General features: G+C 37.3%; 20 protein-coding genes. 6 read left to right on the forward strand and 14 right to left on the reverse strand.

Annotation, left to right across the window (positions count from 1 at the left end; translation table 11 throughout):
* Positions 1-19: 19 nt before the first annotated feature.
* Positions 20-1,177: a hypothetical protein gene (locus F4W09_RS12110; RefSeq protein WP_151504949.1), complete on the forward strand. Its 1,158-nt coding sequence runs from the start codon at positions 20-22 to the stop codon at positions 1,175-1,177.
* A gap of 12 nt (positions 1,178-1,189) precedes the next feature.
* Positions 1,190-2,059 (forward strand): hydroxyethylthiazole kinase, encoded by an 870-nt coding sequence (thiM, locus tag F4W09_RS12115; protein WP_151504950.1) that lies wholly within the window; start codon positions 1,190-1,192, stop codon positions 2,057-2,059.
* Positions 2,060-2,098: 39 nt separating this feature from the next.
* On the opposite strand, the gene F4W09_RS12120 is transcribed toward thiM, so the two are convergent.
* A complete protein-coding gene (locus tag F4W09_RS12120) occupies positions 2,099-2,830 on the reverse strand; it encodes a hypothetical protein (RefSeq protein WP_151504951.1) in 732 nt (243 codons plus the stop codon).
* Positions 2,831-3,356: 526 nt separating this feature from the next.
* Here F4W09_RS12120 and F4W09_RS12125 point away from each other — a divergent pair.
* Both F4W09_RS12125 and F4W09_RS12130 read left to right on the forward strand, forming a co-directional pair.
* The gene (locus F4W09_RS12125) at positions 3,357-3,842 is read left to right on the forward strand and encodes an Lrp/AsnC family transcriptional regulator (protein ID WP_151504952.1); all 486 of its coding nucleotides are present in this window, start codon (positions 3,357-3,359) and stop codon (positions 3,840-3,842) included.
* Positions 3,843-4,177: 335 nt separating this feature from the next.
* On the forward strand, positions 4,178-5,635 hold the full coding sequence (locus F4W09_RS12130; RefSeq protein WP_151504953.1) for a DASS family sodium-coupled anion symporter: 1,458 nt from the start codon (positions 4,178-4,180) through the stop codon (positions 5,633-5,635).
* 103 nt (positions 5,636-5,738) lie between these two features.
* Here the strand turns inward: F4W09_RS12130 and F4W09_RS12135 are convergent, their stop codons facing one another.
* The 7 genes from F4W09_RS12135 to F4W09_RS12165 form a co-directional block, all read right to left on the reverse strand.
* Positions 5,739-5,960, reverse strand: coding sequence for a hypothetical protein (locus F4W09_RS12135; RefSeq protein WP_016166361.1), 222 nt, complete (start codon positions 5,958-5,960; stop codon positions 5,739-5,741).
* Between the two features lie 165 nt (positions 5,961-6,125).
* Positions 6,126-6,959 carry a tetratricopeptide repeat protein gene (locus tag F4W09_RS12140; protein ID WP_051195102.1) on the reverse strand — a complete coding sequence of 278 codons (834 nt, stop codon included), beginning with the start codon at positions 6,957-6,959 and terminating at the stop codon, positions 6,126-6,128.
* Positions 6,960-7,128: 169 nt separating this feature from the next.
* On the reverse strand, positions 7,129-9,768 hold the full coding sequence (locus F4W09_RS12145) for a bifunctional aconitate hydratase 2/2-methylisocitrate dehydratase (RefSeq protein ID WP_151504954.1): 2,640 nt from the start codon (positions 9,766-9,768) through the stop codon (positions 7,129-7,131).
* A gap of 294 nt (positions 9,769-10,062) precedes the next feature.
* Complete coding sequence (locus F4W09_RS12150) at positions 10,063-10,332, reverse strand: hypothetical protein (protein WP_044740403.1); 270 nt, start codon at positions 10,330-10,332, stop codon at positions 10,063-10,065.
* 234 nt (positions 10,333-10,566) lie between these two features.
* Positions 10,567-10,926, reverse strand: a complete 360-nt coding sequence (locus F4W09_RS12155; protein ID WP_044740402.1) for a hypothetical protein — start codon at positions 10,924-10,926, stop codon at positions 10,567-10,569.
* A gap of 110 nt (positions 10,927-11,036) precedes the next feature.
* Positions 11,037-11,471 carry an I78 family peptidase inhibitor gene (locus F4W09_RS12160; RefSeq protein WP_044740401.1) on the reverse strand — a complete coding sequence of 145 codons (435 nt, stop codon included), beginning with the start codon at positions 11,469-11,471 and terminating at the stop codon, positions 11,037-11,039.
* A 137-nt stretch (positions 11,472-11,608) separates the two neighbouring features.
* Positions 11,609-11,812, reverse strand: coding sequence for a hypothetical protein (locus tag F4W09_RS12165; protein ID WP_016166367.1), 204 nt, complete (start codon positions 11,810-11,812; stop codon positions 11,609-11,611).
* Between the two features lie 425 nt (positions 11,813-12,237).
* Here F4W09_RS12165 and F4W09_RS12170 point away from each other — a divergent pair, with 425 nt between their 5' ends.
* Positions 12,238-13,389, forward strand: a complete 1,152-nt coding sequence (locus tag F4W09_RS12170; RefSeq protein WP_151504955.1) for an acyltransferase family protein — start codon at positions 12,238-12,240, stop codon at positions 13,387-13,389.
* Between the two features lie 320 nt (positions 13,390-13,709).
* Here the strand turns inward: F4W09_RS12170 and F4W09_RS12175 are convergent, their stop codons facing one another.
* The 4 genes from F4W09_RS12175 to F4W09_RS17435 are packed head-to-tail and all read right to left on the reverse strand — an operon-like array spanning position 13,710 to position 16,670.
* A complete protein-coding gene (locus F4W09_RS12175; protein WP_151504956.1) occupies positions 13,710-14,687 on the reverse strand; it encodes a glycosyltransferase in 978 nt (325 codons plus the stop codon).
* A complete protein-coding gene (locus F4W09_RS12180) occupies positions 14,684-15,784 on the reverse strand; it encodes a DegT/DnrJ/EryC1/StrS family aminotransferase (RefSeq protein ID WP_151504957.1) in 1,101 nt (366 codons plus the stop codon). The genes F4W09_RS12175 and F4W09_RS12180 overlap by 4 nt, the downstream gene beginning before the upstream one ends.
* Positions 15,781-16,260, reverse strand: a complete 480-nt coding sequence (locus tag F4W09_RS17430) for an acyltransferase (protein WP_016166371.1) — start codon at positions 16,258-16,260, stop codon at positions 15,781-15,783. Before F4W09_RS17430 ends, F4W09_RS12180 begins: the two co-directional genes overlap by 4 nt.
* Positions 16,260-16,670: a sugar 3,4-ketoisomerase gene (locus F4W09_RS17435; protein ID WP_044740399.1), complete on the reverse strand. Its 411-nt coding sequence runs from the start codon at positions 16,668-16,670 to the stop codon at positions 16,260-16,262. The genes F4W09_RS17430 and F4W09_RS17435 overlap by 1 nt, the downstream gene beginning before the upstream one ends.
* Positions 16,671-16,857: 187 nt before the next feature.
* On the opposite strand from F4W09_RS17435, the gene F4W09_RS12195 reads away from it, so the two are divergent.
* Positions 16,858-17,094 (forward strand): hypothetical protein, encoded by a 237-nt coding sequence (locus F4W09_RS12195; RefSeq protein ID WP_016166373.1) that lies wholly within the window; start codon positions 16,858-16,860, stop codon positions 17,092-17,094.
* A 175-nt stretch (positions 17,095-17,269) separates the two neighbouring features.
* Here F4W09_RS12195 and F4W09_RS12200 read toward each other — a convergent pair whose 3' ends face one another.
* The gene (locus F4W09_RS12200; protein ID WP_151504958.1) at positions 17,270-21,790 is read right to left on the reverse strand and encodes a translocation/assembly module TamB domain-containing protein; all 4,521 of its coding nucleotides are present in this window, start codon (positions 21,788-21,790) and stop codon (positions 17,270-17,272) included.
* A gap of 32 nt (positions 21,791-21,822) precedes the next feature.
* Positions 21,823-24,591, reverse strand: a complete 2,769-nt coding sequence (locus F4W09_RS12205) for an autotransporter assembly complex protein TamA (RefSeq protein WP_151505003.1) — start codon at positions 24,589-24,591, stop codon at positions 21,823-21,825.
* Positions 24,592-24,789 lie beyond the last annotated feature (198 nt).

Here is a 24,789-nt window from a genome sequence, read left to right on the forward strand (position 1 = left end):
AATTATTCGATGACTAACCATGCTGCTCCAAATTCTGCAAAAACAACTGGATGAAAGCACAACTTGTCCGCTTTGTCAGGCAGCAATGTATTGGATAGAAGCCGAACAATATGATCAAGATGTGCAATTCCATGAATGTAGTCACTGTGCGCATCGGGTATTTCAGTCGGATAAATTCACTTGTCACTGTGACAGTTGTGCTTCAAAACGTAAAAAATTACTTCAAGAAACGCGACTGCAAGAACAACGTAAACTCAAGAAAAAAGAGATTGTAGAGCTAGAACTGCGTCAACTTAGCTTTCTACACAAACTGTTTTTACTCAGTATTCTGGATAATCAGATTCAGGAATATTCAGCACATGATGAATTTATTCACTGGGAAAAAATTAAATATCAACCCATTACCCCCAATTATTATTTTCAAAGTACATTGCTCAAGCAACTGTTAAAAGACCAAATTTTAATTGCAAAAGATTTTGCAGAAGAAGCGCATGAATATTATGTCAATGTTCGTCTAGAAGGTTATACAGAACCAAGCTTATTCAGTATTACCCAACAACTCAGACATTGGTTTTACGAAAATTTAAAACTCGGCATCCCATTTAAAGATGCTGAAGAAGTTAAAAACACCCTGTATTTGATCTTATATCAAGAAATCGTTCAGTTCATGCAATATTACTGTAAATCTTGGGGAGTTCAGATTGCAGGAAATCAGAGCTTTCAAACCTTTTGTTATCGTTTAATGGATACCCTCGCGGTGGGTCAGATTTATTATCTCATCCAAACTGCTTTGGAATATCTATATGAACAAAAAGCACTAAAGCCACGCAATGAGAACTTCATCAATACCAATTTACTCAAAAAAACTGTTCAGCAGTATCGGGAACGATCTCTCACAGAAAAATGGGAAACATCTACACTTCCTCGTTTACCCACCATGCCACTCAGTAAAATGAGTGAAATCCTTTTTTTTAAATTTCTCGGTTATGATGAACGGATTTTCTTTCAACCTGTCTGGCGTTCGTGGAAGAAAATTGAACCGCGTTTAAATTTCTATTCAGTCAAACGCTGTATGTATTGTGGTTCAAACGACTTAGCCGTTGACTACGATGCCGAAGAATACGTATCTTTATTTTGTCGACATTGTAAGCATCAGGACCACTATTTCACACGGTGAATGGTGAACATCATGTCTACACTTTCAAACCAGCCAATATTTGACCTTCAGGATAATCTAGTGGATCAAACTGCACCATTACTACAGAAAATTGTTGAAGCGCATACCCAACTCCGTGCAACTCAACCTCTAGTGCAATGTATTACCAATAGTGTCGCTGCCAATTATGTAGCCAACGTACTACTTGCCTGTGGTGGTTCGCCCGCTATGATTGATAACCCATTCGAAGCAGAAAGCTTCACACATATTAGTAGTGCGCTCAGCATTAATCTGGGGACACCCACAACAGAACAAATGCAAGCAATGCAAATTTCTGCCAATACAGCACAGCAAGCTTCCGTTCCTTGGGTACTTGACCCTGTGGGTTATGGCAACATTTTATCTTGGCGCTCAGAAATGACCAATGAGCTGTTGCAATATCAACCCTCTGTAATCCGAGGAAATGCTTCGGAAATGAGTGGATTAGCAGGTAATCAAGTAACAAGTAAAGGGGTAGATAGCACGCTAGATAGTGCAGAAGTTTATATACAAGCTTGGACTTTGTTAGACCATGCTGAGTGTATAGCGATTTCAGGTGAATCTGACTTTATTCTCTCTAAAGAATTAAACAGCGTCATTCAAGTCAATGGCGGTTGCTTTCTACAACCAAGGGTGACTGCAACAGGTTGTGCGCTTGGTGCTTTAATTGCAGCTTATTGTGCTGTAACCGATGTTACAAGTGCCACTTTGTCCGCACATGTACATTTTGCTGTCGCAGGACAATTAGCATACCAAACAGCACAAACTGTAGGTTCATTTAATGTGGCTTTCTTAGATGCACTTGATAGCCTTACAGCTGATCAAATCAGTGAGTATGCAAATTTTAGCATCATTCACAGGTAAAAAACAGATGTGAGCATAAGTAGAATATGCTCACATCTATTAACTCGCTGCGCGTTCTATCGCATTTAAAATTGCAGCTTCGGTTAACATTTTAGTATTCAATTTACTGACACACATCATCCCCATCCCATCAAAAAAATCTGGTGTGTGCTGCATGAAGAAATCAATATGCTGATTCGCCTGATCATGCATATGAATCGACTCATCTAAAGTCGTTTCTGGAATCACTCTTGGATGCACATAAATATCTTCACGACGTTTTTGTACATCTGGTTTACGTACCGCAACCAATTTAAGTACGTCCAGATAATCCTGTGGCGTATCTACATCTGTTCTCGGGTAAAAATTTTGTGCACACGATGCAAGCAAGGCATAGGCTTTCGGCTGCATCATCGTCACGACAAACCATAATGGAATCAGCGGATGTTTAATGCTGTGCTGTACAGCGACTTTAATCACTGAATTCACAGTTTTATTGCCACGTTGATAATTCGGTAAGAATGACCCACGTGAATTCACCACAAAAATATTCTTATCTCGAATAGTCAGTTTTAATATCAGAATACTGTTATACCCAATTAAACGAACACCATCAAAATACTCTACAACTTGTACAGATATCGCATCTGTATCATGCATAAAATCATGCAATTCTTGCTTACAGGTATCTGGAAAAATAATACGATCAAATGCTAAAAGTTGTTCTAGATATTGGTTCTGATGTTCAGGTAATAGCTTCTTATAATCTGTTATTGTTTCGGAAATATTCATAACTCCGTCCGAGTTGAATAGACCTAATCATTCTAATACGAGATGATTCTGTCCGACATCCCCTAAACTAGGTACTTAAGGCTCATATGCTTTATTAAAGGGTGATTATTCATATTTTAAATCAATAGATTACAGAATTGTGTATTCAGCAAAATCAATAAGATGCAAGTAAAATACAACTTTAACCCAATGAGTCTAAATCTTTTAAATTTTAATAAAATAACCCATAAAAAATTTAAGCATTTTTATCAATCATTTTTTAGTTTTAGATCATTTTCACTGATTGTTTGAATATCTGATGACATCGTAAGTTATAAAAACGAACCATTAGCACCTTTAAGTCACCCTTCCCTAAAGGTGCTAATGGTTCAATTATCACCTTTAACCCATTCAGTGATAATTTATATCTCTAGTCTAATCATTAACTTGCACAAATGTTTACTGTATTTGAAGGAATTTATTTAAATTTCAGCATAAGAATGAAGTATATTTATATTTTAAAGAAGATTCTTCTGTGGAGTAAGTTTTGAGCAGCACAGAATACATGCTAGATAAAATTGATCGAAAGATTTTATCTGCTTTAAGACAAAATGGCAGATTGACCGTCGCACAACTGGCAGACGAAGTCGGACTTTCCTCCTCTCCGTGTTGGACACGCTTAAAACGTTTAGAGACTCTAAAAATTATTGATGGCTATACAGCCAACATCAATCCGAAGGCAATTGGCATTAATGAATTATTTTTCATCGAAATCACCTTAGAACGACATGATGATGAAATTTTGGAGCAATTCAGCCAAACCTTAGCAGATATTCCTGAAGTGATTGAAGCGCATTTAGTGACGGGTGATTATGATTATTTAGTCAAAGTAGCAGTGAAAAATGCTGAACACTATGAACGGTTTTTAAGAAAAAAACTCTATTCAATTAAAGGTATACGTCATACGCGCTCTACTTTTGCCTTACGCCCGCTTAAGTCTGCCACCACATCTGATTTAATGTTGATTGAATAATCGAAAACTCTTTTACTGCAATTTATGTAGATCTATGTTTTAATAGGCGCAGTATGAGATGAGCCTTATATGAGTATAGAAATATCTATACGACTAGCCCTGCGAAAGCAGGGCTTTTTATTGTCTATTTGAAACGATAAATTCATAGTAAATGTATATAACGACTATAAAGAAAAAATGAATTGAGCAGCATCATGGTGTTATTGACGTCAACAACTGATTAGGCAAAATTAAAATCAATCTTTTATTGGGAATATGTTACTCACACTAGACTTCAACATAATCAATGTTCATTATTTATTCACATAATAACTATATTTTTGGAGTGCGCTTCAATGGGGTTTAAACTCATACCAACCATAATTTCAGTATCACTTACCCTTATTATTTGGTTTTTCATCCCAGTTCCGCACGATGTCTCAGCGAACGCTTGGCTTCTATTTGCTATGTTCATCGGGGTGATTGCTGCCATTATTGGTAAAGCCATGCCAATTGGGGCAATTTCAATTATTGCTATTGCACTTGTTGCGATTACCCGAGTAACCAACGATAACCCAAGTGATGCCATCAAGGACGCATTAAGTGGTTTTGCCAATCCACTGATCTGGTTAATTGGTATCTCCATCATGATCTCAAAAGGATTACAAAAAACAGGCTTAGGTGCTCGACTTGGATATTACTTTATTGCAGTTTGGGGCAAAAGAACCATCGGTATTGGCTACAGTCTCGCGTTATCTGAACTCATCCTTGCCCCAGTGACCCCAAGTAATACTGCTCGTGGTGGCGGAATTATCCATCCCATTGTACGCTCTATTGCAACGAGTTTTGACTCCGACCCTGAAAAAGGTACAGAAGGAAAAATTGGTAAATATTTAGCTTTGGTGAATTACCACTCCAACCCGATTACCTCGGCGATGTTTATTACGGCTACTGCACCAAATCCTTTAGTAGTTGAACTGGTCGCAAAAGCCACCAATAGTCAGATTCATCTGAGTTGGACCACATGGGCTTTGGCGATGGTATTACCCGGTATTGTGGCTTTGGCGTTAATGCCAATTGCACTTTACTTTATGTACCCACCTGAAATTAAGAAAACACCGAATGCTGCTCAGTTTGCCAAAGAGCGTTTAAAGGAAATGGGACCCATTACCTTACAAGAAATGATTATGCTGGCTGTGTTTGGAATTTTACTGTTACTTTGGGCGGGTATTCCTGCAATGCTGTTGGGGGATATGTGGACATTAGATCCAACTACAACTGCATTTATTGGTTTATCTCTTTTATTACTGACTGGCGTTTTAACGTGGGATGATGTCTTAACTCAAAAAAGTGCATGGGACACTGTAACTTGGTTTGCTGCATTGGTGATGATGGCAACCTTTTTAAATAAGCTCGGCTTAATCGCTTGGTTTTCAGGTGTTTTACAAACGAGCATTGGGCAGCTTGGCTTAACCTGGGTTCCAGCTTCCATGCTTTTACTATTTGCTTATATGTACGCCCATTACATTTTTGCCAGTACTACTGCACATATTACCGCTATGTTTTCAGCATTCTACATTGCAGGTATCGCATTAGGTGCTCCTCCAATGTTCTTTGCACTGATTATGGCAGCAGCATCAAGCATTATGATGACACTGACCCATTATGCGACGGGTACATCCCCTATTATTTATGGTTCGGGTTATACAACACTTGGTGAATGGTGGAAAGCAGGTTTTGCCATGAGCATTATTAATATGGTTATTTTTATAGTCTTAGGTGGAATTTGGTGGAAGATGTTGGGTTATTGGTAAGATAATTCAGTATTAAAAGCCCCATCAAGGGGCTTTTTAACGTCTGTATTTTCAAGAGACTAAGCTACAACTCTATTTATTGGATTTACACTAATCAGGTTCATTAATCAGGCTTAATATCATAAACCCAATTTCGCGCCTGTTTGTCTGTGGCCGTTTCACAGACATAGTAGTCATGATCCCATGAGTCTTGGTGGAAAATTTCCATTTTTCGGTAAGTGACTTGTTTGCCATTTTCGACACATACAAAGCTGTCACCTTGGTCTTTTACGGCAGAACCGTTAAGAAATCCACCAATACAGAGGAAGCGGGATTGTTTAGGCATTTGCTTAGATCTACTTTTAATCTTACTAAATAATGAGGTAATTAAACGATTTATTAGCTAAACTGTATATATTTTTATTGCATTCTCTTTATCTAAAAAAACAACTTACCTAATATCAATATTACTTCGATTCTAGTCGTAGGCTACGGTTTCTTAATGACTGTATCACTCACATTCTGGTATTTGAAAGTCATTTTTAGATGCAATTTCTTTGAAAATCTTGAAGGTTTCAACAGGATTTTGTCTACATGCCGACTTAAACCATTTTAATGACTCAGCTTGGTTCTTTTCAACACCTAACCCACCATAATAGAGTGAAGCTAAGCCAATTTTAGACTTATAATCCCCTCTACCTGCCGCCTTTAAAAACCAATTATATGCTTTAACATAATCAGGGTTTTGAATATTGCTTTTAAGATATATCATTGCAATCCTTGATTGATATTTCAATACTCCTTTTTCTGCTAGCAATAGTGTTGGTTGCTCAGCCAAAATCATATTATCTAAATCGATATAATAATAGTCTGCTAAACTCTCGATATCTTTTTGTTGCCCTTTTTCAGCTAAATCTATGAGAATTTCTTCAACTTTTTTTTCATTTCTTGGTACTTCTTTTAAATAATACATTCTCAACAAATTACGCTGAGAGTCTTCAACTTTTCGGTCAGCTGCAATCGAAAACCATTTGGCAGCCTCAGGATAATTAACAGCAACACCTTCACCTTTATAATAGATTAGTCCTAAATTATGATTTGCAGAACGATGCCCTAATGCCGATGCCCGTTTATATAATTCAATAGCTCCCTTTAAATCTTTTTCAACTCCATACATACCATTTTGCTTTAGTACAGCCAAATCATAGAGCCCTTGCTTGTTATTGTTTTTTGCCTTTTCTAACGTACCAGCCAGATCAAAAGATATTTGTTCTTCCGCATGTATAACTGTTATAAAGCTAATAACCATCATAGCAATGCTAAGTATATTTTTCACAGACTTCATTTTTCTTCATTTAAAAATTAGGTAGAGTAGACCGATTAGCCTCAATATATAAGTGACTATATAAAATAATGACTGATTCTAAATAAAATTACTTAGTATTTATTTTAAAAAATAAGGGCTGATTAATCAGCCCTTATTTTTAACTCATTAAAACTTAATTATCAATTAATTAAGTTAACTGAGCAGCAGCAATTTTCTTAGTATCTACCTTATCCGCAGCATTTGTATATTCGCCCATTTGGTCGAAATTCAAATATTTGTAGATGTCAGCAGACATACTGTCAATTTGAGCTGCATATTGTTGGTATTCTTCTGGAGTTGGTAATTTACCAAGTACAGCAGCAACAGATGCAAGCTCAGCAGACGCCAAGTAAACGTTAGAACCTTGACCTAAACGGTTAGGGAAGTTACGTGTAGAAGTCGATACAACCGTTGTGTTCGGCGCAACACGTGCTTGGTTACCCATACATAATGAACAACCAGGCATTTCAGTACGTGCACCAGCACGGCCATAAGTGTTATAGAAACCTTCTTCCATTAACTGATGTTCGTCCATACGTGTTGGTGGAGCCAACCATAAACGAGTTGTTAATGAACCGCTTGGTACTTTCTCAAGTAACTGACCAGCAGCACGGAAGTGACCAATGTTCGTCATACAAGAACCGATGAATACTTCATCAATTTTGTCGCCTTGAACGTCAGAAAGAAGTTTTGCATCATCTGGATCGTTCGGGCAGCAAAGGATAGGTTCTTTGATGTCAGCAAGGTCGATTTCATACACTTTCGTATATTCAGCATCAGCATCAGCTTTAAGAAGTGATGGGTTAGCCAACCATTTTTCCATGTTTTCAACACGGCGAGCCATCGTACGAGCATCACCATAACCCTGTGAAATCATCCACTTAAGCATTGTGATGTTAGAACGTAGGTACTCAGCAACTTTCTCTTCAGAAAGTGTGATTGCACAACCAGCAGCAGAACGTTCAGCAGAAGCGTCAGAAAGTTCGAATGCTTGTTCAACTGTCAAATCAGTTTCCATTTCTGACAAGTCGATTTCTAAGATACGACCAGAGAAGATATTTTTCTTACCTTTTTTCTCAACAGTAAGATCGCCTTCCTTGATTGCATAGTAAGGAATTGCATGTACAAGGTCACGTAAAGTGATACCAGGCTGCATTTTACCTTTGAACTTCACAAGAACTGACTCTGGCATGTCAAGTGGCATAACACCAGTTGCTGCAGCGAACGCTACAAGACCAGAACCCGCTGGGAATGAAATACCAATTGGGAAACGAGTATGCGAGTCACCACCAGTACCTACTGTATCTGGAAGTAACATACGGTTTAACCAAGAGTGGATAATACCGTCACCTGGACGTAAAGAAACACCACCACGGTTCATGATGAAGTCAGGAAGCGTATGTTGCATTTGTACGTCAACTGGCTTTGGATAAGCAGCAGTGTGACAGAAAGACTGCATAACTAGGTCAGCAGAGAAGCCCAAGCAAGCTAAGTCTTTTAACTCGTCACGAGTCATAGGACCAGTTGTATCTTGAGAACCCACTGTAGTCATCTTAGGTTCACAGTAAGTACCAGGAATTACACCTTGACCTTCTGGAAGACCACATGCACGACCAACCATCTTCTGAGCTAAAGTGAAACCTTTACCAGTTGCAGCAGGTTGTACAGGAGTACGGAATAAAGTAGATGGAGCAAGACCTAAAGCTTCACGCGCTTTAGCAGTCAAACCACGACCCACGATCAAGTTAATACGGCCGCCAGCACGTACCTCGTCTAGAAGAACTGGAGTTTTAAGTTCAGATTCAGCAATTTGTTCGCCGTTTTTGAACGCAGTTACTTTAGCCGCTGAGTGATCAATCTTAAGAACGATTTCGTCACCCATGTTCATGTTTGCAACGTCAATCTCTACAGGTAACGCACCAGCGTCTTCCATAGTGTTGAAGAAAATCGGAGCGATTTTAGAACCTAAGCAGTAACCACCGTCTTTTTTGTTCGGAATGTGCGCGATTTCGTCACCGAAGAACCAAAGTACAGAGTTAGTTGCAGACTTACGAGAAGAACCTGTACCAACAACGTCACCCACGTAAGCAACTTGGTTGCCTTTCGCGATGAGTTCTTTAATTTGGTTAAGTGGGCCAACTTCACCTGCAACTTCTGGGTTGATACCATCACGTACGTTTTTCAACATCGCATTCGCATGTAATGGGATATCTGGACGGCTCCAAGCGTCTTGAGCTGGAGACAAGTCATCAGTGTTTGTTTCACCAGTTACTTTGAATACTGTAAGTTTGATTTCTTCAGGAACATCTTTACGGCTAGTGAACCATTCAGCATCAGCCCAAGATTGAAGAACTGCTTTCGCATTTTCGTTACCCGCTTTCGCTTTGTCAGCAACGTCATGGAATGCATCAAATACAAGAAGAGTTTTCTTTAATGCTTCAGCAGCTAAGCTAGCCAATTCTGCATTGTCTAAAAGCTCAACTAGAGGTGCTACGTTATAACCACCAAGCATAGTACCTAGTAAGTAAACCGCACGTTCTTTAGAAACTAATGGAGAAGTCGCTTCGCCCTTAGCCAAAGCAGCCAAGAAAGCAGCTTTAACGTATGCAGCTTGGTCAACACCCGCTGGAACACGGTTTTCTAGTAAATCAACTAAAAATGCTTCTTCGCCAGCTGGTGGGTTTTTTAATAATTCAACTAATTCAGCTGTTTGAGCATCATCAAGTGGCTTCGGTGGGACTCCGAGTGCGGCACGTTCTGCAACGTGTTGGCGGTAAGCTTCTAGCACGGTGTTATTCCTCTTTTTTAAAAAATTATTTACGCATTCCTGCTTTAAACAAAGCTACGCAAATAATATGGACTGCTTGATTTTACTAAAATTCCAGTTAAAAGTTAATGCGCTACAAGTGTTTCTTCGTGATGCCCATTATTTTCTAACTAAATGATGCTCATATCAATTGCATATAAAAACAGCAATATAGTCAGATCATTTGGGCTTTTTTCACATTAACTTTGAACTGCCATTCAAAAACAAAAAAGGCAACCTATGTTGCCTTTTTTTACTACAGATAAATATTCAACCTTAGTGGACAGTCGTGCCCTTTAAATATTCAGCCAATCCTGATTCATCACCTTCAAATTTGATCTGAATTTCATCTTCATGCAACATCATGTGTTGCGCACTGGCAAAAGAGATTTTTACAGCATAGAGCTTCAGATCCGTGTCTATTGAGTGTTGTATATAAACTCTATCGCCAAGACTCAGCACATAATGACTCCCAGATATGATCATACAATGTGTTTCGTCCTGTAAAAGTAAATCAGCTTGATTTAAATATCCAGCTACTTCCATATCTCACTCCTTCTGCTTGTTATTATTCTGTCTTTATTATTCTTTAAAAATGGACTGTTTTCTATATCTACAACCAATGAATCATATATTTTAAATATGCTTAGGCTATTTCAATTACATGAAATATCAAACATTATTCCACTTTAAAACCTAGTAAATAAAAGCCTTGTGTATCTTTCCACAAGGCTTTTATTTAAATTTTAAAATGATGAAATTTTAACTATCATAAACAAGTTAGAACTGCTTATACTCTGGCAATTTATCGTGTGGTGTGATCAAACATTTCTCAGTAATTTGCGTCTTAATTTGCTCACGTGCTGCATCTTTATCTTGTTTAATTTGCACTTCAGGCATTGCGTACACTTGTTCAATAATGTCCAGAATGAATTTTTTGGTAAATTCATCATCAATTTTGTTGGCGTGCTCAATCGCCTTATTTTTTTCAATAGCACTTTGGCGATCAAGCATAATTGAACGCGCAGCATTCCCCATACTGGTACAGTAGCCGTGCCATTGTTCTTCAGGAGTTAATGGCTTCTTTTCAGAACATCCTGCTAATGCTGCCACAATAGCTAAAAAATAAATTTTTTTCATGCATACTCTCCAATTTTGCGCACTATGATAGTCAAACTTTTTGAAATGATGAACCATTACTGGCTTTGAATATTAAAAAAGCCCTAATTAGGGCTTTTTTACTCGATCAATTAACCGCAATTTGCTTGAACTACTTTATTATCTTTAGGATTAATAGTTACAGTTACCCGGTCCTCGCGATAATCCATCGTCACAGGTTGACCTGGCTGAACTAAACGCACAGTTTGAGCATTGGTTTTTTGTTTAATTTGCGCCTCAGTCAAGCCAATCTGCCCAACTAAAGTTGCTGCTTGTTCTGGTACACATTTTGCCTGATTCTGACGGAAAAATTGCCATTCCTCTACAATCTGCCCATTCGGTAAATGACAATACCCAACCTCACCATTGGCTTCTTTTCTAATTTCCAATTTACCATCCTGTTCAACACAAAAAGTACTTGCTGGATTTGCCATTCCAATGTTCGTTTTTTCAGTTTCTGTCTTTTGCACTGTACTACAACCCGACAGAATCACCATGATCAACCCAAACATCATATTTTTTTTCATAAAGGATATTTCTTTAAATAAAAGATTAACATAGCAAAGATATTGAAAATAAACTGTGCGAGTTTTGCAAAATATCAATTAAAAAAAGCCCATCAATCGAAGGACTTTTTACTTAAGACTTGTTTTATATGTCAACTTTAATTCACTGAATGAATATCAAGTTCCTCATTTTTCGCTAAAACTACTGAAGCTAAAATTGGGACACCCAAAATAAAAGGTACCGCAAAAATCCAAAAAATCACGGTATAGTGCGGATTAAAGAGAAATTTAATAGCTATTGCCGCCAAGATTAAAACTGAAAATAAAATCGCTGCAAAACGCAGTACAAATTTGATTGGCATGGTGATTATCGCTCAAAATTAGCAAGTCCAATTACTATACACCTACTTTTCATATGGTTTAATTGGTTTTAGGTATCTAGTGGCTGTTATCTATAGGTTTTCTTGATCTAGACAAATTACCTCAAGTACGATGGAAATACTTTTTCGAAGCTCATTAAAATATAAAGATGGTAGTGGAAGCTATATTTTAAAAAATAATACCTTAAAGATACTCTTTCGAGGTTCAGTTCTTAAATTTAACGCATTAAGCCAATTAGATAAATCTGAATTTGGAGATCCTGAGCTCTAAAATGATCCACATAGCAAATGAAACAGCCTATAAAGCAATAAACCTAGGATTTAATATATTCAAAAATTAAAAATTATGTGGAAATATAAGAAAGGCATACATAAAATGCCCACGTAATTTTTTCATCAACATCATTATGCAATTTTTTCCAATTGATGCCTTATATCTTTTTCTAGTCCTAGTTTTGTGTATCGGGCTTGCCGCTATTCTCTTAAAAAGAGCTCAATTTTTACCGAGTGAAATCATTCAGCGTGCTTCTCCACTGGACGGTTTACGTGGGATTCTTGCTCTTTCTGTACTTGCTCATCATTTCTACATCACTTATGTATGGAAAACTGTGGGTGAATGGAAAAAACCTGAATTTATTTTAATCAATAATTTCGGAGGAACTGCCGTTTCGCTCTTCTTCCTCATTACTGGTTATCTTTTTATTAATAAAATGATGCAAGTGGATATCAATTGGAAGCAACTTTATCTATCTCGAATAAAGCGGATCTACCCTCTTTATATAGCAGCTTTCATCTTCATTTTTGTTATTACTTTACTTAATGTTGAGATCAATAGTACTAATTTTGGGGCTTTATTGAAATGGGTCAGTGACTGGCTTCTTTTCAAGGGTGGAAGCTTTGAAGGATTTGAAAGTGGTCTCATCATAGCAGGTGTAAGTTGGACATTGGCGTATGAATGGAAGTTTTACTTTAGTCTTCCAATTATTTATTGTGTTTATCACAAAAAAATTCCCTTAACTTTATCCATTATCATTATTGCGGCCTTATTTTTCTATATTTTAAAGGAAAAGTCTCACTATTATTATGCCCTATTTGTTCTTTCTATCCCCGCAATTAAACTGAAGCAACAATTTAAAAAATTTATGTGTGAGTCCCCTCATTCAACCAATGTAATTGTAATAACATTAAGTTTGTTTTCTTTATTCTTTACAGATCCTTATACATTTTCACAAATGATTCCTCTAGCGATCATTTTTGGATTTATTGCAAATGGTTATAATTTCTTTGGTGTACTCTATCACAATGGTTTACGGATACTTGGAGAAGTTAGCTATAGTATCTATCTTATTCATGGTGCCGTTTTGTACTTTTTCTTTTCTATTCTAAATGTTATAGACTTCAATAATATTTCTTTGCACTCCTATTATCTTTTATTTCCAATTATCTTCAGTTTTGTTGTGTTGTTATCAATTTTTACATACAAATTTATTGAGAGTCCCTTCCTAAGAAAAAAAGCAACACGATCTAAAGTTGATCATTCATTAGTTATAAATAAGTAGATAACAATGGTCACTTTTCGAGTGATCATTTTATTGAGAAATAATTTTGATAGACTCCATTCAAACATACTTTTATTGTCATAATTCAGCGAAGTTATAATATATTTTTTGCATAAATCATAAGTTACCAAAATCGCATATAAGATATTTTCACATCGTAGATTCCAATACTGAACTGGAAGTATTTATAATCTTTTGAAAATAGATAACTAATCTCCCCCATTTTAATACTATATTAAAATGGGAAATTTTTTTAATAATAAATCTACTCTACATAAAAAAGCTCGATCCTAAATCGAGCATTATTTTATCTATAAGATTTAAAAATTTTTCCCACGTAACTTTCTTAACAATGATTTGAAAAAGAAAGGGAGGATAGATGTTTTTTTTGCGTGGCTGAATAAATCTAAAAACGATTTCTGATCTAACAGCATTTGCTTTACAAGCTCATACTTATTCATTCTGTCTTCAATAAGTTTAATGATGATTGGATCTACCTGCGCTGTTTTACTATCTATAAGTCTTTGGGATAATACTGGAAGCATAATGTTCACTTCTCTTATCTGCATTTTTTTACGAAGTTCAGAATCGGCTTTAGCTTTATTATCATACTTTCCGGACTCGGATATACCCACACCTAAACGATACTTCACAAGGGGTTTATTTATATAAACCAGTCCTTTCAGTATTGAACTACGATATGCAAGCACTAAATCCTCATAAGCTTTAAGCTCAGTAATCTCACCAAATTTTTCAAATAAGCTTTTATGCCAAGCATGTGAAGCGCCACAAATTAAAGCTGAACTAACAGCACATTTTTCTACAGCTCTACCATGCTTTTCTACTGGTGGAAGACTAACCTTGCCAAGTTCACCAGAGGGTGACATTTCCAGAACATCTGAGTAAATCGATGTAGGCTGATTCGTTGACTTGCAATAAGCAGTGACAATTTCAGTAACCCTATTCGGCTCAGAAATATCATCTCCTGCTGCTGCAACTAATAACTCTCCAGCAGCTAATTTGTTCGCTAGGTTAATGTGCGGAATTAATCCAATGTTATGCTCATTTTTATTAAGTTTTACCTTATGCGGCCCCGAATATTGCTCTGCAACTTCAGTCATTATCTTAAAAGTATCATCACTTGAACAATCATCAGAAAAAATAATTTCTAATGGTGAATAGTCTTGCGCTAGGATGCTTTCACAAGCTTGTTTAATATATTCGGCTTGATTATAAGCAAATAAAAAAACTGTTACCGAGGGTGCTTTTCTCACAAACTCTTGATTAGTGCTATTCATGAGAACCCTTTTAATACATCAATAATATAAGAAACTGATTCCTCACTTAGATGAGGACCAATTGGCAAGCTCAATATTTCATTAGAAACGTTTTCAGTTAGTAGAAGCTTACCCTTCAAATGTGATAATTCAGTCTCATAAGCACACTGAGCATGTGGTGGGATAGGGTAATGAATCAGACTTTGAATACCATGTGCTTGTAAATAGTCTTGTAACTTGTCTCTCTGTTTAGATCTAATTACAAATAAGTGCCACGCAGAATTTGCCTCAGGGATAATCTTAGGAAGTATAAAATTTGTACCTGAAAGTCCTAAAAAATACATTTCGGCAATTTTTTGTCGACGCGCATTCCATTGATTCAAATGTTTTAATTTCACACCTAAAATAGCCGCTTGAATTGGATCTAGGCGACTGTTATACCCTTTCTCAATATTTATATATTTTTGTGCAGAGCCATAATTTCGAAGAGTACGTAATTGGTCAGCAAGAACTTTATCATTAGTTGTAATTGCACCACCATCACCTAAAGCACCCAAATTCTTACCTGGATAAAAACTCCATGCTACAGCATGACCATGACCACCAATTTTTTTCCCCTTATAGGTAGAACCATGTGCTTGAGCAGCATCTTCTAAAACTTTTAAACCATATTTTTCAGCAATTTCTAAAATTGGATCTAAATCAACAGGCTGCCCATATAAGTGCACAGGAATAATGACTTTTGTTTTATCTGTAATTGCTGATTCAATTAATTCAGGATTAATGTTGTAAGTTAACTCGTTGAATTCTACTGGAACTGGTATAGCACCACACTGACTAACTGCTAATAAAGTTGCAATATAAGTGTTAGATGGAACAATTACCTCATCCCCCTGAGTTACACCCAGTGCTCTTAATGAGAGCGTCAATGCATCAAGGCCATTAGCGACACCAATACAATAGTTTGCTCCACAATATTCTGCAAAATCTTTCTCAAACTGCTCGACTTCAGGGCCTAAAACATAATAGCCACTATTTGTCACTCTTAAAATTGCTTCATCAATTTCTGCTTTTAATTCTAAATATGCAGCTTTTAAATCTAAAAATGGAATATTCATGTTTCGTCACTAGGCTTTGAAATTTTAAGAATTTTTGCAGGATTTCCTACAACAGTAGCATATTCAGGCACATCTTTAGTTACGACAGCGCCTGCCCCAACAACGGCATAAGCTCCTATTACAATTCCTGGCAAAATTGTGGCACCACCACCAATTGAGACATTATTGTGAACTAGTGTATCTAACTGCTCATAATGTTTATTACCGCTAATTGGATATCTATCATTTGTAAAAGTCACATTAGGACCAATAAAAACGTCATTACCAATCGTTAGACCATCCCATAATTGAACGCCCGATTTTACTGTAACGTTATCGCCAATTACCACTCGATTTTCAATTAAACAATGAGAGCAAATATTACAATTTCGACCAATTATGGCTTGCGGTAGTATTACAGCAAATTGCCAAATTCTTGTCCCGTCACCAATTGCTTTACTCTGAACATCAGATAAAGGATGAATAAAGTAGTTCATTATTGGCACTCTTTTATAAATTCTTCGTAATTACGAATATAATCACTTTCATCGTAGAGCTCACTTGCCAGCACCATAAGCACGCAATTCTCTGAAAAAGCGAACATTTCACGCCAAATTAAGCCTTCCAAATATAAACCTTGATTTGGTGAGTCTAATAATACGGTGGTTTTTTCTTTCCCATTGTCGATTAAAATTTGACACGATCCATTCACACAAACTAAAACTTGTTTTAAGTTTCTATGAGCATGAAATCCTCTTTTAACATCCGTCTTCGTGTCAAAAATGTAATAGACTCGTTGAATATCAAAAGGGATGCTTATATTTCTTTCAAGTGAAATCAATGACCCTCTATCATCTCCTTTCACATTAAAATCAATGAGCTGAACGGCTCGAGAAAAATTTTTCATATATAATTCATAATTAAATAATGTAGCCAATTATACAATTTACCTGTTTACTGTCTAATAAAACATACTCTAAATAGTTCAAAATTTTAGCATTAATTCAAATTTAAGGCATAAATTAATTTTCAACTAGTTATCACCTAGCACTAGCTTTGTGTTATACATAACCTTTTTCCCATTTGGGCTTTCTATGAAAACCTCTTCTTCTAACGACACCGAATCAACCGTTTTGGGTTGGAAATTTATTGTTATTGTTGGAATTATCACAACCATCTTTTTTTCTTTTCTATATTTAGCGATGTCAAGCGATCCAGACTATATGCCTAACCGCGAACCAAAAGTCGCCCAAAAACCAACAAACACTGCAGAACATTCAACAACCGGATCTCAACATCCAACTCATAACGGCGGAGATAGTTCCCAATAAATACGATAACAATAGACCTGTTAAGTGTCATTTCAGACTAAATCTACAAGTTAAACCTTTGTATTTTTAATCTGAAATTACTTAACAGTCTACGATCAGCATTCCTTAACACTGGTTAAATTCCAAACAACACAATCATAAATAATATGCTACAAAAGAATATGATTTCCGTGACTTAGAAACGCCAGTTATAGAAGAAATCTACAGCACGATCGACTGACTGACTTGCTTCCAAATACAATTTTTGATTGATTTGATAGCGTAACGTTAATTTGTTGACTGGCGTAAACACACCAACTCCATAACGAATATACAGATCTGGTGTGATATATCCCGTTACACTCACTTGAGTATCATCCCCCGTACCTTGAGCATCTAATGCTAGTCCACTTAAACCAAAGGATTGCCCCAATTGATTGGTAAAGGCACGTGTTCCCCCTAAGCCCATACTAATTCCTGCTGCCGCGATGGTGTTATTTACATCTGACTTAAATGTTTCAGTCTGATTAATATTATTTGCACCCTCATCGATACGCCCTGTAATCAATGCATTCATGGCTTCTTGTTCAGTCAAACTACCATCATTGTAAACTTGAATATTTGGATTACTTGCGGTACCCGTAACACGTACTCCAACGATGGTTCCTTGTATGATTTTATTGGTATCGACATCCAAAGTTGGATTTGACAAAGGGCCATTGAAACGTGCAATTGCACGATTTAAATCAAGACTTTGTCCATAGGCCTCGATTTTAACTTTCTGACTTACGCCTATCGCACCATTCGCACGCATGGCTGTTTCAAGGCCGCGTTGTGATAAATATAAGCGCCCAGCCAATGGAATCCGACTATTAAAACCTTGGAATACAACTTGTTTGCCTAAATTAATCATCACATCTGCTTTAATATCCCAAGGACGTGCTGACTTTAAAATTGCCAACTGATCTTGACCTTCTTGTACAATTCGAACATCAGAAGAGACATCTACCACTGGGGCAGAAGATTCAGGCATCGAAATTAAAGCACGTGGTACGTCAACCTCACCTTTTAATACTAATTTTTTCTGAAAAGGCATAACATCCAGACTAAAATCAGGTGTAACAAGTGCAGTGATCAGTGGAGCTTGGCGAATTAATAGATTATCGCCTTTTAAATGTAATTGAATACGTGGCTCATTTTTCCAGTCTACATTTCCTGTAAGTAAACCGACCCCCTGACCACTGTTAAATGCTCCATTAATAATGGCATGGTCATCACGAATGGAAGAGTAGAGTTGTACATTAGTCAAATTAACTGGTAGCGAAATCATACTGATTACGCCATCTTTCAAACGCATTTCACCCGTTAAGCGTGGTGCCATAAGTTCACCACCCACTTTCCCCGCAAAAGAAAGCGTTCCACTTAATGTACGTATATCTTTTATAAATGGCTTGAAGACTTTCAATTGCACTTCATTAAACGCAATCTCACCTTGTATAGGTTTATTCGGTTTGAAAGGATCAATAATTACATTGGTATAACCCGTACCAATTTCTGGAGCTTTTACATCTAAACGAAGCTGCAAGCCTTGTGTAACACTTTTTGCATTCACCGAAATTTCATCATATCTCAATGAAGATGCCGTATCTTGAGGATCCTCAGCAGCAATCCCTATAATGCCTTGACGCGATACCATTCGCGCATCGATTTTAGGTTTACTACCTTGTGCCCAAGCTGCTTTCGCATAACCATTAGCCTTTCCTGTAATTGCTAAACCTTCTGGCATAAATGCAGCAAAGTCATTTAAGTCAAGGTTCTTAGTCAGAAAAGAAATATTACCTTTGGCTTTACTAATTCGAATGGGTTGATCGAAACACAACTCACTTTGCTGACTTGCCCAACAATGTGCTCCTACAAATAATTCTGTCGTATTTTGATTGAACACCACCGAAGCATTCTGACGTTGTACCAAACGTACGCGAACCGAGTCAAAGTCACCCTTTTGAATCTGACCTAACCATGAGTTATTACCATTAAACCCACCAGCAAGCTGTACATAAAAATTACTAAATCGGTTATTGCCTTGGACCTTTAATACATGTGCTTTTCTCGTACCAGCAAGTGAAACCACACCATGTTGGATTTCTCTATTGCCACTTCGTAAATTTGTCATTTCAGCTTTAAGCAATGTTGGGGTAATTTCGGAAGTTGGTAACTGACCTTGTACGCGCAATTTTTGCATACTCAGAATATTACCCACTCTAAAATCATCAACTGCAAGATTTGCCGTTGCCTGTAAACGCGGTTGCGACTGTATATTAAAATAACCGTAAGCTCTACCTCTTAAGCCACCATACAGTTCGTATAATGCAGGTGCATTAATTTTAAGTCTTAAATTTTGCGCATTGCCTGTGGCTTGAATTTGGTTATTTGCATAAGACATATACAAATTATTGGCTTCAAAGTGCTGTGGTAAAAAACCTTTTTGCGTGTTATTTAAAACCAAAGCCAAATTACCAGTACCACGTACAGGCTTATTATTAATATAGCCTGCTACATTCAACTTCTGAATATTGATACGTTTGAGTGCATCAGACCAAAAGCCTTCTGTTTGAACAATACCTGATATTTCACCACGAACCGTAGAGACGAAATACTGTGGTTTAAAGCGGACCAATGAAGCATTGATATTCCAACCTATCCCCTTGCTTAAATCGACTTTACCTTGTGCAAGAATTTTACCAGCAATACCATCATGTTGAAGTTGATCGATTTTAAGTAGCTGAGGTGTACCAGAAATTTTAACTTTTAACAGTCCGCTACTTTCTTGGATTTTGCTCGATTTTAATGCACCATCGTAATTTACTGCAAAGCTTTTAAAGCCACCACCTACTTTAGCATCATGAAAAAGTACAGCTACTGTACTTTTACCTGTGAGTTGTACTGTTTCTTGTTGAGCCTGTTGTGGTAAATGCCCAATCAGGTTAATTCCTTTAAGCTCAATAATATGTTGATTCGGTTTTGCATATCCGCTCGCCTGTATTTGACCATTAACTAAATCGACTGGTGCAGCAGTAACAACAGTTTGTGGGTTGAAATCTTGAGCCTTAAGCTTAGCATCCCATTTTAATTGCGTTTTCTCTGTAGGCAAAATGACATTCGCCTGCCCACTTAAACTCCCTTTATTGGCAACATAACTAAAACTTGGCACTTTTAATATATTTTGCTTAATATTGAGTTGCGCCTTATATTGACCTGCTGGAAGTAAGGCAGATTCATGCTGACTAATCACCGAAGAAACCACCACATTTTGCTGACCTTCAATTAAGCGAAGCTGAACATCGCCTGAATCACTCTTTAGCCACCCAATATAAGGCATCGCACGATCAATATTTCTCCACGCAACGTCAAGTAACATTGGTTGATGCTGTTTCGGTTTCGCTTCATTCTGATTTAATTTTAAATTCCAAGTTTCATATTGATCAAAATCAACCAAACCTGTCAGATGTAACCCTTTTTCTAAACGACCAGTCGAAGCAATTTTTGCATCAAGGCTTGGCGGTAAGAAATCTTTAACTACTTGCGGAATCAACTTATCTTTTGGGTTAATTTTATTTAAACGTCCCTGTACATCCCAATGTACATGCTTTTCCCAACTGACCAGACCCTTGGCATCAACTGTTCCATTCATCACTTGACCATTAAACTGGTCAATGTTCAATTGATGTACCAAGTCCGTGTGCATAGCAGCAGTATATTTACCTTTTGGAAGATTTTGTCCTGTTAAATCAGTTGATAATCCGAGATTGAGGCGTTGTATATCCCCTTGATAACGAAGAACACCTGCTTGGGTAAATAATTTTTGATCGGTCAGTAATGGCCAGTGATAATTTTCGAACTTTAATTGTCCAAACATAGGAACATGACTACGAACGGGATGTACAACCCCCCAACCAGACAGCAAATCAGGTGTGTTAGTCGCAAATCCAGCTGTAACCGTATCCAAACTTCCTTTCGCAACAAGCTGAATATCACGAACATTTAGACTATGATTTAACGCTGGAATATTCACTATTGCTTTTGCATGTAATGGATATTTACCCTGAAAATCCATATTTCCAGTCGCATTTTTAATGGCTACATAGCCCATATCCGCACTAGAGTCTTCAAACTCTAATTTCGTGTTGGACCATAATGCTTCATTTAATTGAATATCTTTAAAGTTCACTGATGCTGCATGTGTTTTAATCAATAAATGATCAACATCTGCATGATCTAAACGAAGGGTAAATGGCAATTTAATTTCTTTAAACTGAAAAGGCTCATTACTGGGTGCCGTTTTGGTGATGACCTGCAAATTACGGACATCGGCACTATATAAATGAACTTCTTTATGAACCAAAGCCCTCCACCCTAAAGTCACTTCGGCACGATCAATCTTCACATCTACCGCAGACAAGGTCACCAAAATATTTTTTAAAACAATGCCTTTTAAAAGATTACCACCTTCATATTCATAATGAATAATATGTTGCCGTTCCAACACGCGATTCAGGAGAAACTTACTTCCTTTGTCGGTCGAAAACATGATGGCAAAAGCAGATACAAGCAAAATTACCAAAAGGAGTAGCGTTAAAAGGACACTCCTCATAACACGACGCTTTTTAGGCAGTGGTGATTCGGGCAATTCTTGTTTTTGCTGTTCTACTTCAGCCATAACCTTCTCAAGTATAAAATTAAGTTTAAATTTTAAAGTGGTGAACCAATAAAGAAATGCACGCGAATTGGATGATCTTCATCCGAAATACCCGATGCAACATCTATGCGTAAAGGCCCAATAGGAGATGCCCAGCGAATGCCTAGACCAACGCTATATTCTGTATCATTACTAAAGTTTTTATCATACGCATTACCAAAGTCACTAAATAATGCTGCACGCCATCCGTCTTTAAATTGATAGTTATATTCGAGTGAACCAACTGCTAAAGCTTGCCCCCCAATTTTATAACCATCCACTTCTGGTGTTAAACTCTTATAGTCAAAACCACGAATAGATTGATCTCCACCCGCAAAATACCGAAGATTATAAGGAATTTTATTAAAGTCTTCAGTCACGATATAGCCCAAGTCACTACGGCCTATAAACTGGTGGTCATTATTTTCACCCAAGGAATAAATGAATCGCCAGCCTGCATTTAATATTGCCATATTTGCATCAGATAAAAGTGCCTCACTTCCGACTTCTACTTTATAAATTTGTCGAAAGCCTTTTGTTGGATTTACACGTTTATCTGAATCTACACGTGAAGCTTCATAACCTACCAGCAACGATTGTTGCTCCGTATCCGAGCTCGCTAAAAATGCATCAGGAATATCACTTTCATCAATTACCCCATTTTGGCTTAGACGGTCTAATCGATAACGCAAACCAAATGTATGCTGCCAATTGCCCACGGAACGCTTAATAATACGGTCCGCCCCGACAACCGCAGATTCGATGGTTAAACTATTCCCCTGAGCAACACCATCTCGCTCTTCACGCTCATATCCTCCGACTAAACTAATATAATCGTTTAATGGATGGTTATATGGAATGTTATAGCGGGTATCCACCGCTTGTCGAATTTGTGATAACTCTAAGTTCGCATCAAATGAGTGACCTCTTGAGTTCACAATAGCTCGACGATAAGTCGTTCTTAATCTTGCACCTGTATCCGAACCCCAGCCTAAACCAACTTCAGCATTATTTAAACGGTCTGCATTTAAAGTAACAATTACTGGTACTTTTTTCTCATCACGTGCTTGTATTTTCAGTCGTTCATCTTCTTCTAAACGAGATTCTTGAGCGGCTCTCTGCTGTTTAATATCAGGACCAAGTTCCTTATCATTTGCACCAGCAAATTGATCTTCGTTGACCACAGATTGCGTTACTTCCTTCGCAGAATTTACGTCTTTTTGGTCTTGAACTTGCAAATCGCTACTTGCAATTTTTTCTTGGTCAACTAAGGCTTGCAAATCTGGTGGAAGCTCTAAAGGCAACTCAACGGGGTCAGGACGTACCGCATCAACCAAAGTATAGTTAAAATAGCGTGAATTGGTTAAATTGTTTGCTAAAGTATTCACACGCCACAATGCATAATCCGCACCATCCTCCCATGGCACCATCATCTTTAAGATATCCATATCCAGCGGGAATGGTTTAGCGGGATCACTCATGCGAAATTCTACGTCAGCAAGCTTATAACGTTCACCCGTTTCAAACCGCAAATTAATGTCAGCCAAGTCTTGAGGCTGAGCAACTTTCACATCATGCAAACGCCAATAGGCGTCAAAATAACCGTTGTTTGTAGAAGCATCGACAATCCGTTTTTTTGTATTTTCATACTGCCCGTGATTGAATACATCTCCAATATCTAAGTCTGGTAACACGCTAATGACTTGGAACTGCGGACTATTGGCACCGCCACCACTAAATTCAATGTTCTGACTATTAACCAAAACGGGCATATTCGGTTTAATGCTAACTTTGACACGACTTTCGCTGGTTTTGTGGAACTGAAATTCAGCATGATAAAATCCTACGGCCTGAGCAGCTAAATTGGCTAAACTTCTTAACTGAGGTAAAGCTGCATTAAAATCACCATAAGATTCCTGCGTAAAGCTAGACAGTTTCGCACCCACGTTATTTTTTAAATTTAAAAGTGCTTGTTGATACTCTTTTTCAGGCAAATCTGGATTAGTATTTTTTGCATCCACTATGACAATTTCAGCTTTAATCCGCGGCACTTTCGTCGAAGTCAGCTCATTTTTAGACGGCCTAAATTTATAATACCAACGTTTTAAAAAGCCCTTTTCTTCTACTGCAGGTTCCGTGACTAAGCCTAATTCTGGCAATGTTTTACCCGACTCATTTGCCTCTACGACAATTTGGCTGTCCGCCTGAATACGATTCATTAATTGGTCGACATTTACTGGCGCCTGATTAATTTCGGTCAGTTCCTGCGGAGTCGGATTACGTATTACTACTTCTTGAGTCTGACCTGCACGATATCTTTCTGCCTCAGCCTTTGCTTCGTTCGCTACTTTATAAATTTCATTTGCCATACCCTGATCGACGGGTGTTTCAGGCAGCTCTTCTAAATCTTCAAAGGCAATTGGCTTAAAAGCATCGATTTGACCATTCTGTTGGATTTGATCTTGGAGCATTACATAACTATCAGGTACTGAATCCTTATTTTGATAGTTTTCAACTTTTTCTAGTTGCTCCGCTTGGCTTAAATTCTGCGTCTGTGCTTCTGCTTGAATTTGTGCATTCAGCTCATCTTTAGCCGCCTGCTCAATATGGGACGTGGCTGCATTTTTAGGTTGTACCACACTCATCTCTTGAGCGAAGCCATGTTGGGCAAAAAACATTAAAAAAGCGCTCAAACACAAACTTTTATTGGTATGATTCAACTCCAAGATAGAGTTCATACTTAGGGTTAAAGTCGACTTTTTAAAATTGGTTTTTACAAGCATAGAATACTCTAAACTCATGATGGGTCTAATCAACAGCCCTTCGTATTTGTAATGAAAAGTTTAAAATTTATACTGGCTAAAGAACTCAATTTTATTGATTTTTTCACCACAGCATAGGATTAAAATATCATACATGATTTTCATGGCTATTTTACCAGATGCTCACATTTCTTAATAAAACTTTATGAAGTTCACATT

It is taken from the genome of Acinetobacter tandoii, assembly GCF_008867985.1.
GTDB classification, from domain to species: domain Bacteria; phylum Pseudomonadota; class Gammaproteobacteria; order Pseudomonadales; family Moraxellaceae; genus Acinetobacter; species Acinetobacter tandoii.

Coding starts and splice junctions, on each gene's coding strand:
- F4W09_RS12110 (WP_151504949.1), top strand. CDS start 20: ATGCTGCTCCAAATTCTGCAAAAACAACTGGATGAAAGCACAACTTGT.
- thiM (WP_151504950.1), top strand. CDS start 1,190: ATGTCTACACTTTCAAACCAGCCAATATTTGACCTTCAGGATAATCTA.
- F4W09_RS12120 (WP_151504951.1), bottom strand. CDS start 2,830: ATGAATATTTCCGAAACAATAACAGATTATAAGAAGCTATTACCTGAA.
- F4W09_RS12130 (WP_151504953.1), top strand. CDS start 4,178: ATGGGGTTTAAACTCATACCAACCATAATTTCAGTATCACTTACCCTT.
- F4W09_RS12135 (WP_016166361.1), bottom strand. CDS start 5,960: ATGCCTAAACAATCCCGCTTCCTCTGTATTGGTGGATTTCTTAACGGT.
- F4W09_RS12140 (WP_051195102.1), bottom strand. CDS start 6,959: ATGAAGTCTGTGAAAAATATACTTAGCATTGCTATGATGGTTATTAGC.
- F4W09_RS12150 (WP_044740403.1), bottom strand. CDS start 10,332: ATGGAAGTAGCTGGATATTTAAATCAAGCTGATTTACTTTTACAGGAC.
- F4W09_RS12155 (WP_044740402.1), bottom strand. CDS start 10,926: ATGAAAAAAATTTATTTTTTAGCTATTGTGGCAGCATTAGCAGGATGT.
- F4W09_RS12160 (WP_044740401.1), bottom strand. CDS start 11,471: ATGAAAAAAAATATGATGTTTGGGTTGATCATGGTGATTCTGTCGGGT.
- F4W09_RS12165 (WP_016166367.1), bottom strand. CDS start 11,812: ATGCCAATCAAATTTGTACTGCGTTTTGCAGCGATTTTATTTTCAGTT.
- F4W09_RS12170 (WP_151504955.1), top strand. CDS start 12,238: ATGCAATTTTTTCCAATTGATGCCTTATATCTTTTTCTAGTCCTAGTT.
- F4W09_RS12175 (WP_151504956.1), bottom strand. CDS start 14,687: ATGAATAGCACTAATCAAGAGTTTGTGAGAAAAGCACCCTCGGTAACA.
- F4W09_RS12180 (WP_151504957.1), bottom strand. CDS start 15,784: ATGAATATTCCATTTTTAGATTTAAAAGCTGCATATTTAGAATTAAAA.
- F4W09_RS17430 (WP_016166371.1), bottom strand. CDS start 16,260: ATGAACTACTTTATTCATCCTTTATCTGATGTTCAGAGTAAAGCAATT.
- F4W09_RS17435 (WP_044740399.1), bottom strand. CDS start 16,670: ATGAAAAATTTTTCTCGAGCCGTTCAGCTCATTGATTTTAATGTGAAA.
- F4W09_RS12195 (WP_016166373.1), top strand. CDS start 16,858: ATGAAAACCTCTTCTTCTAACGACACCGAATCAACCGTTTTGGGTTGG.
- F4W09_RS12200 (WP_151504958.1), bottom strand. CDS start 21,790: ATGGCTGAAGTAGAACAGCAAAAACAAGAATTGCCCGAATCACCACTG.
- F4W09_RS12205 (WP_151505003.1), bottom strand. CDS start 24,591: ATGCTTGTAAAAACCAATTTTAAAAAGTCGACTTTAACCCTAAGTATG.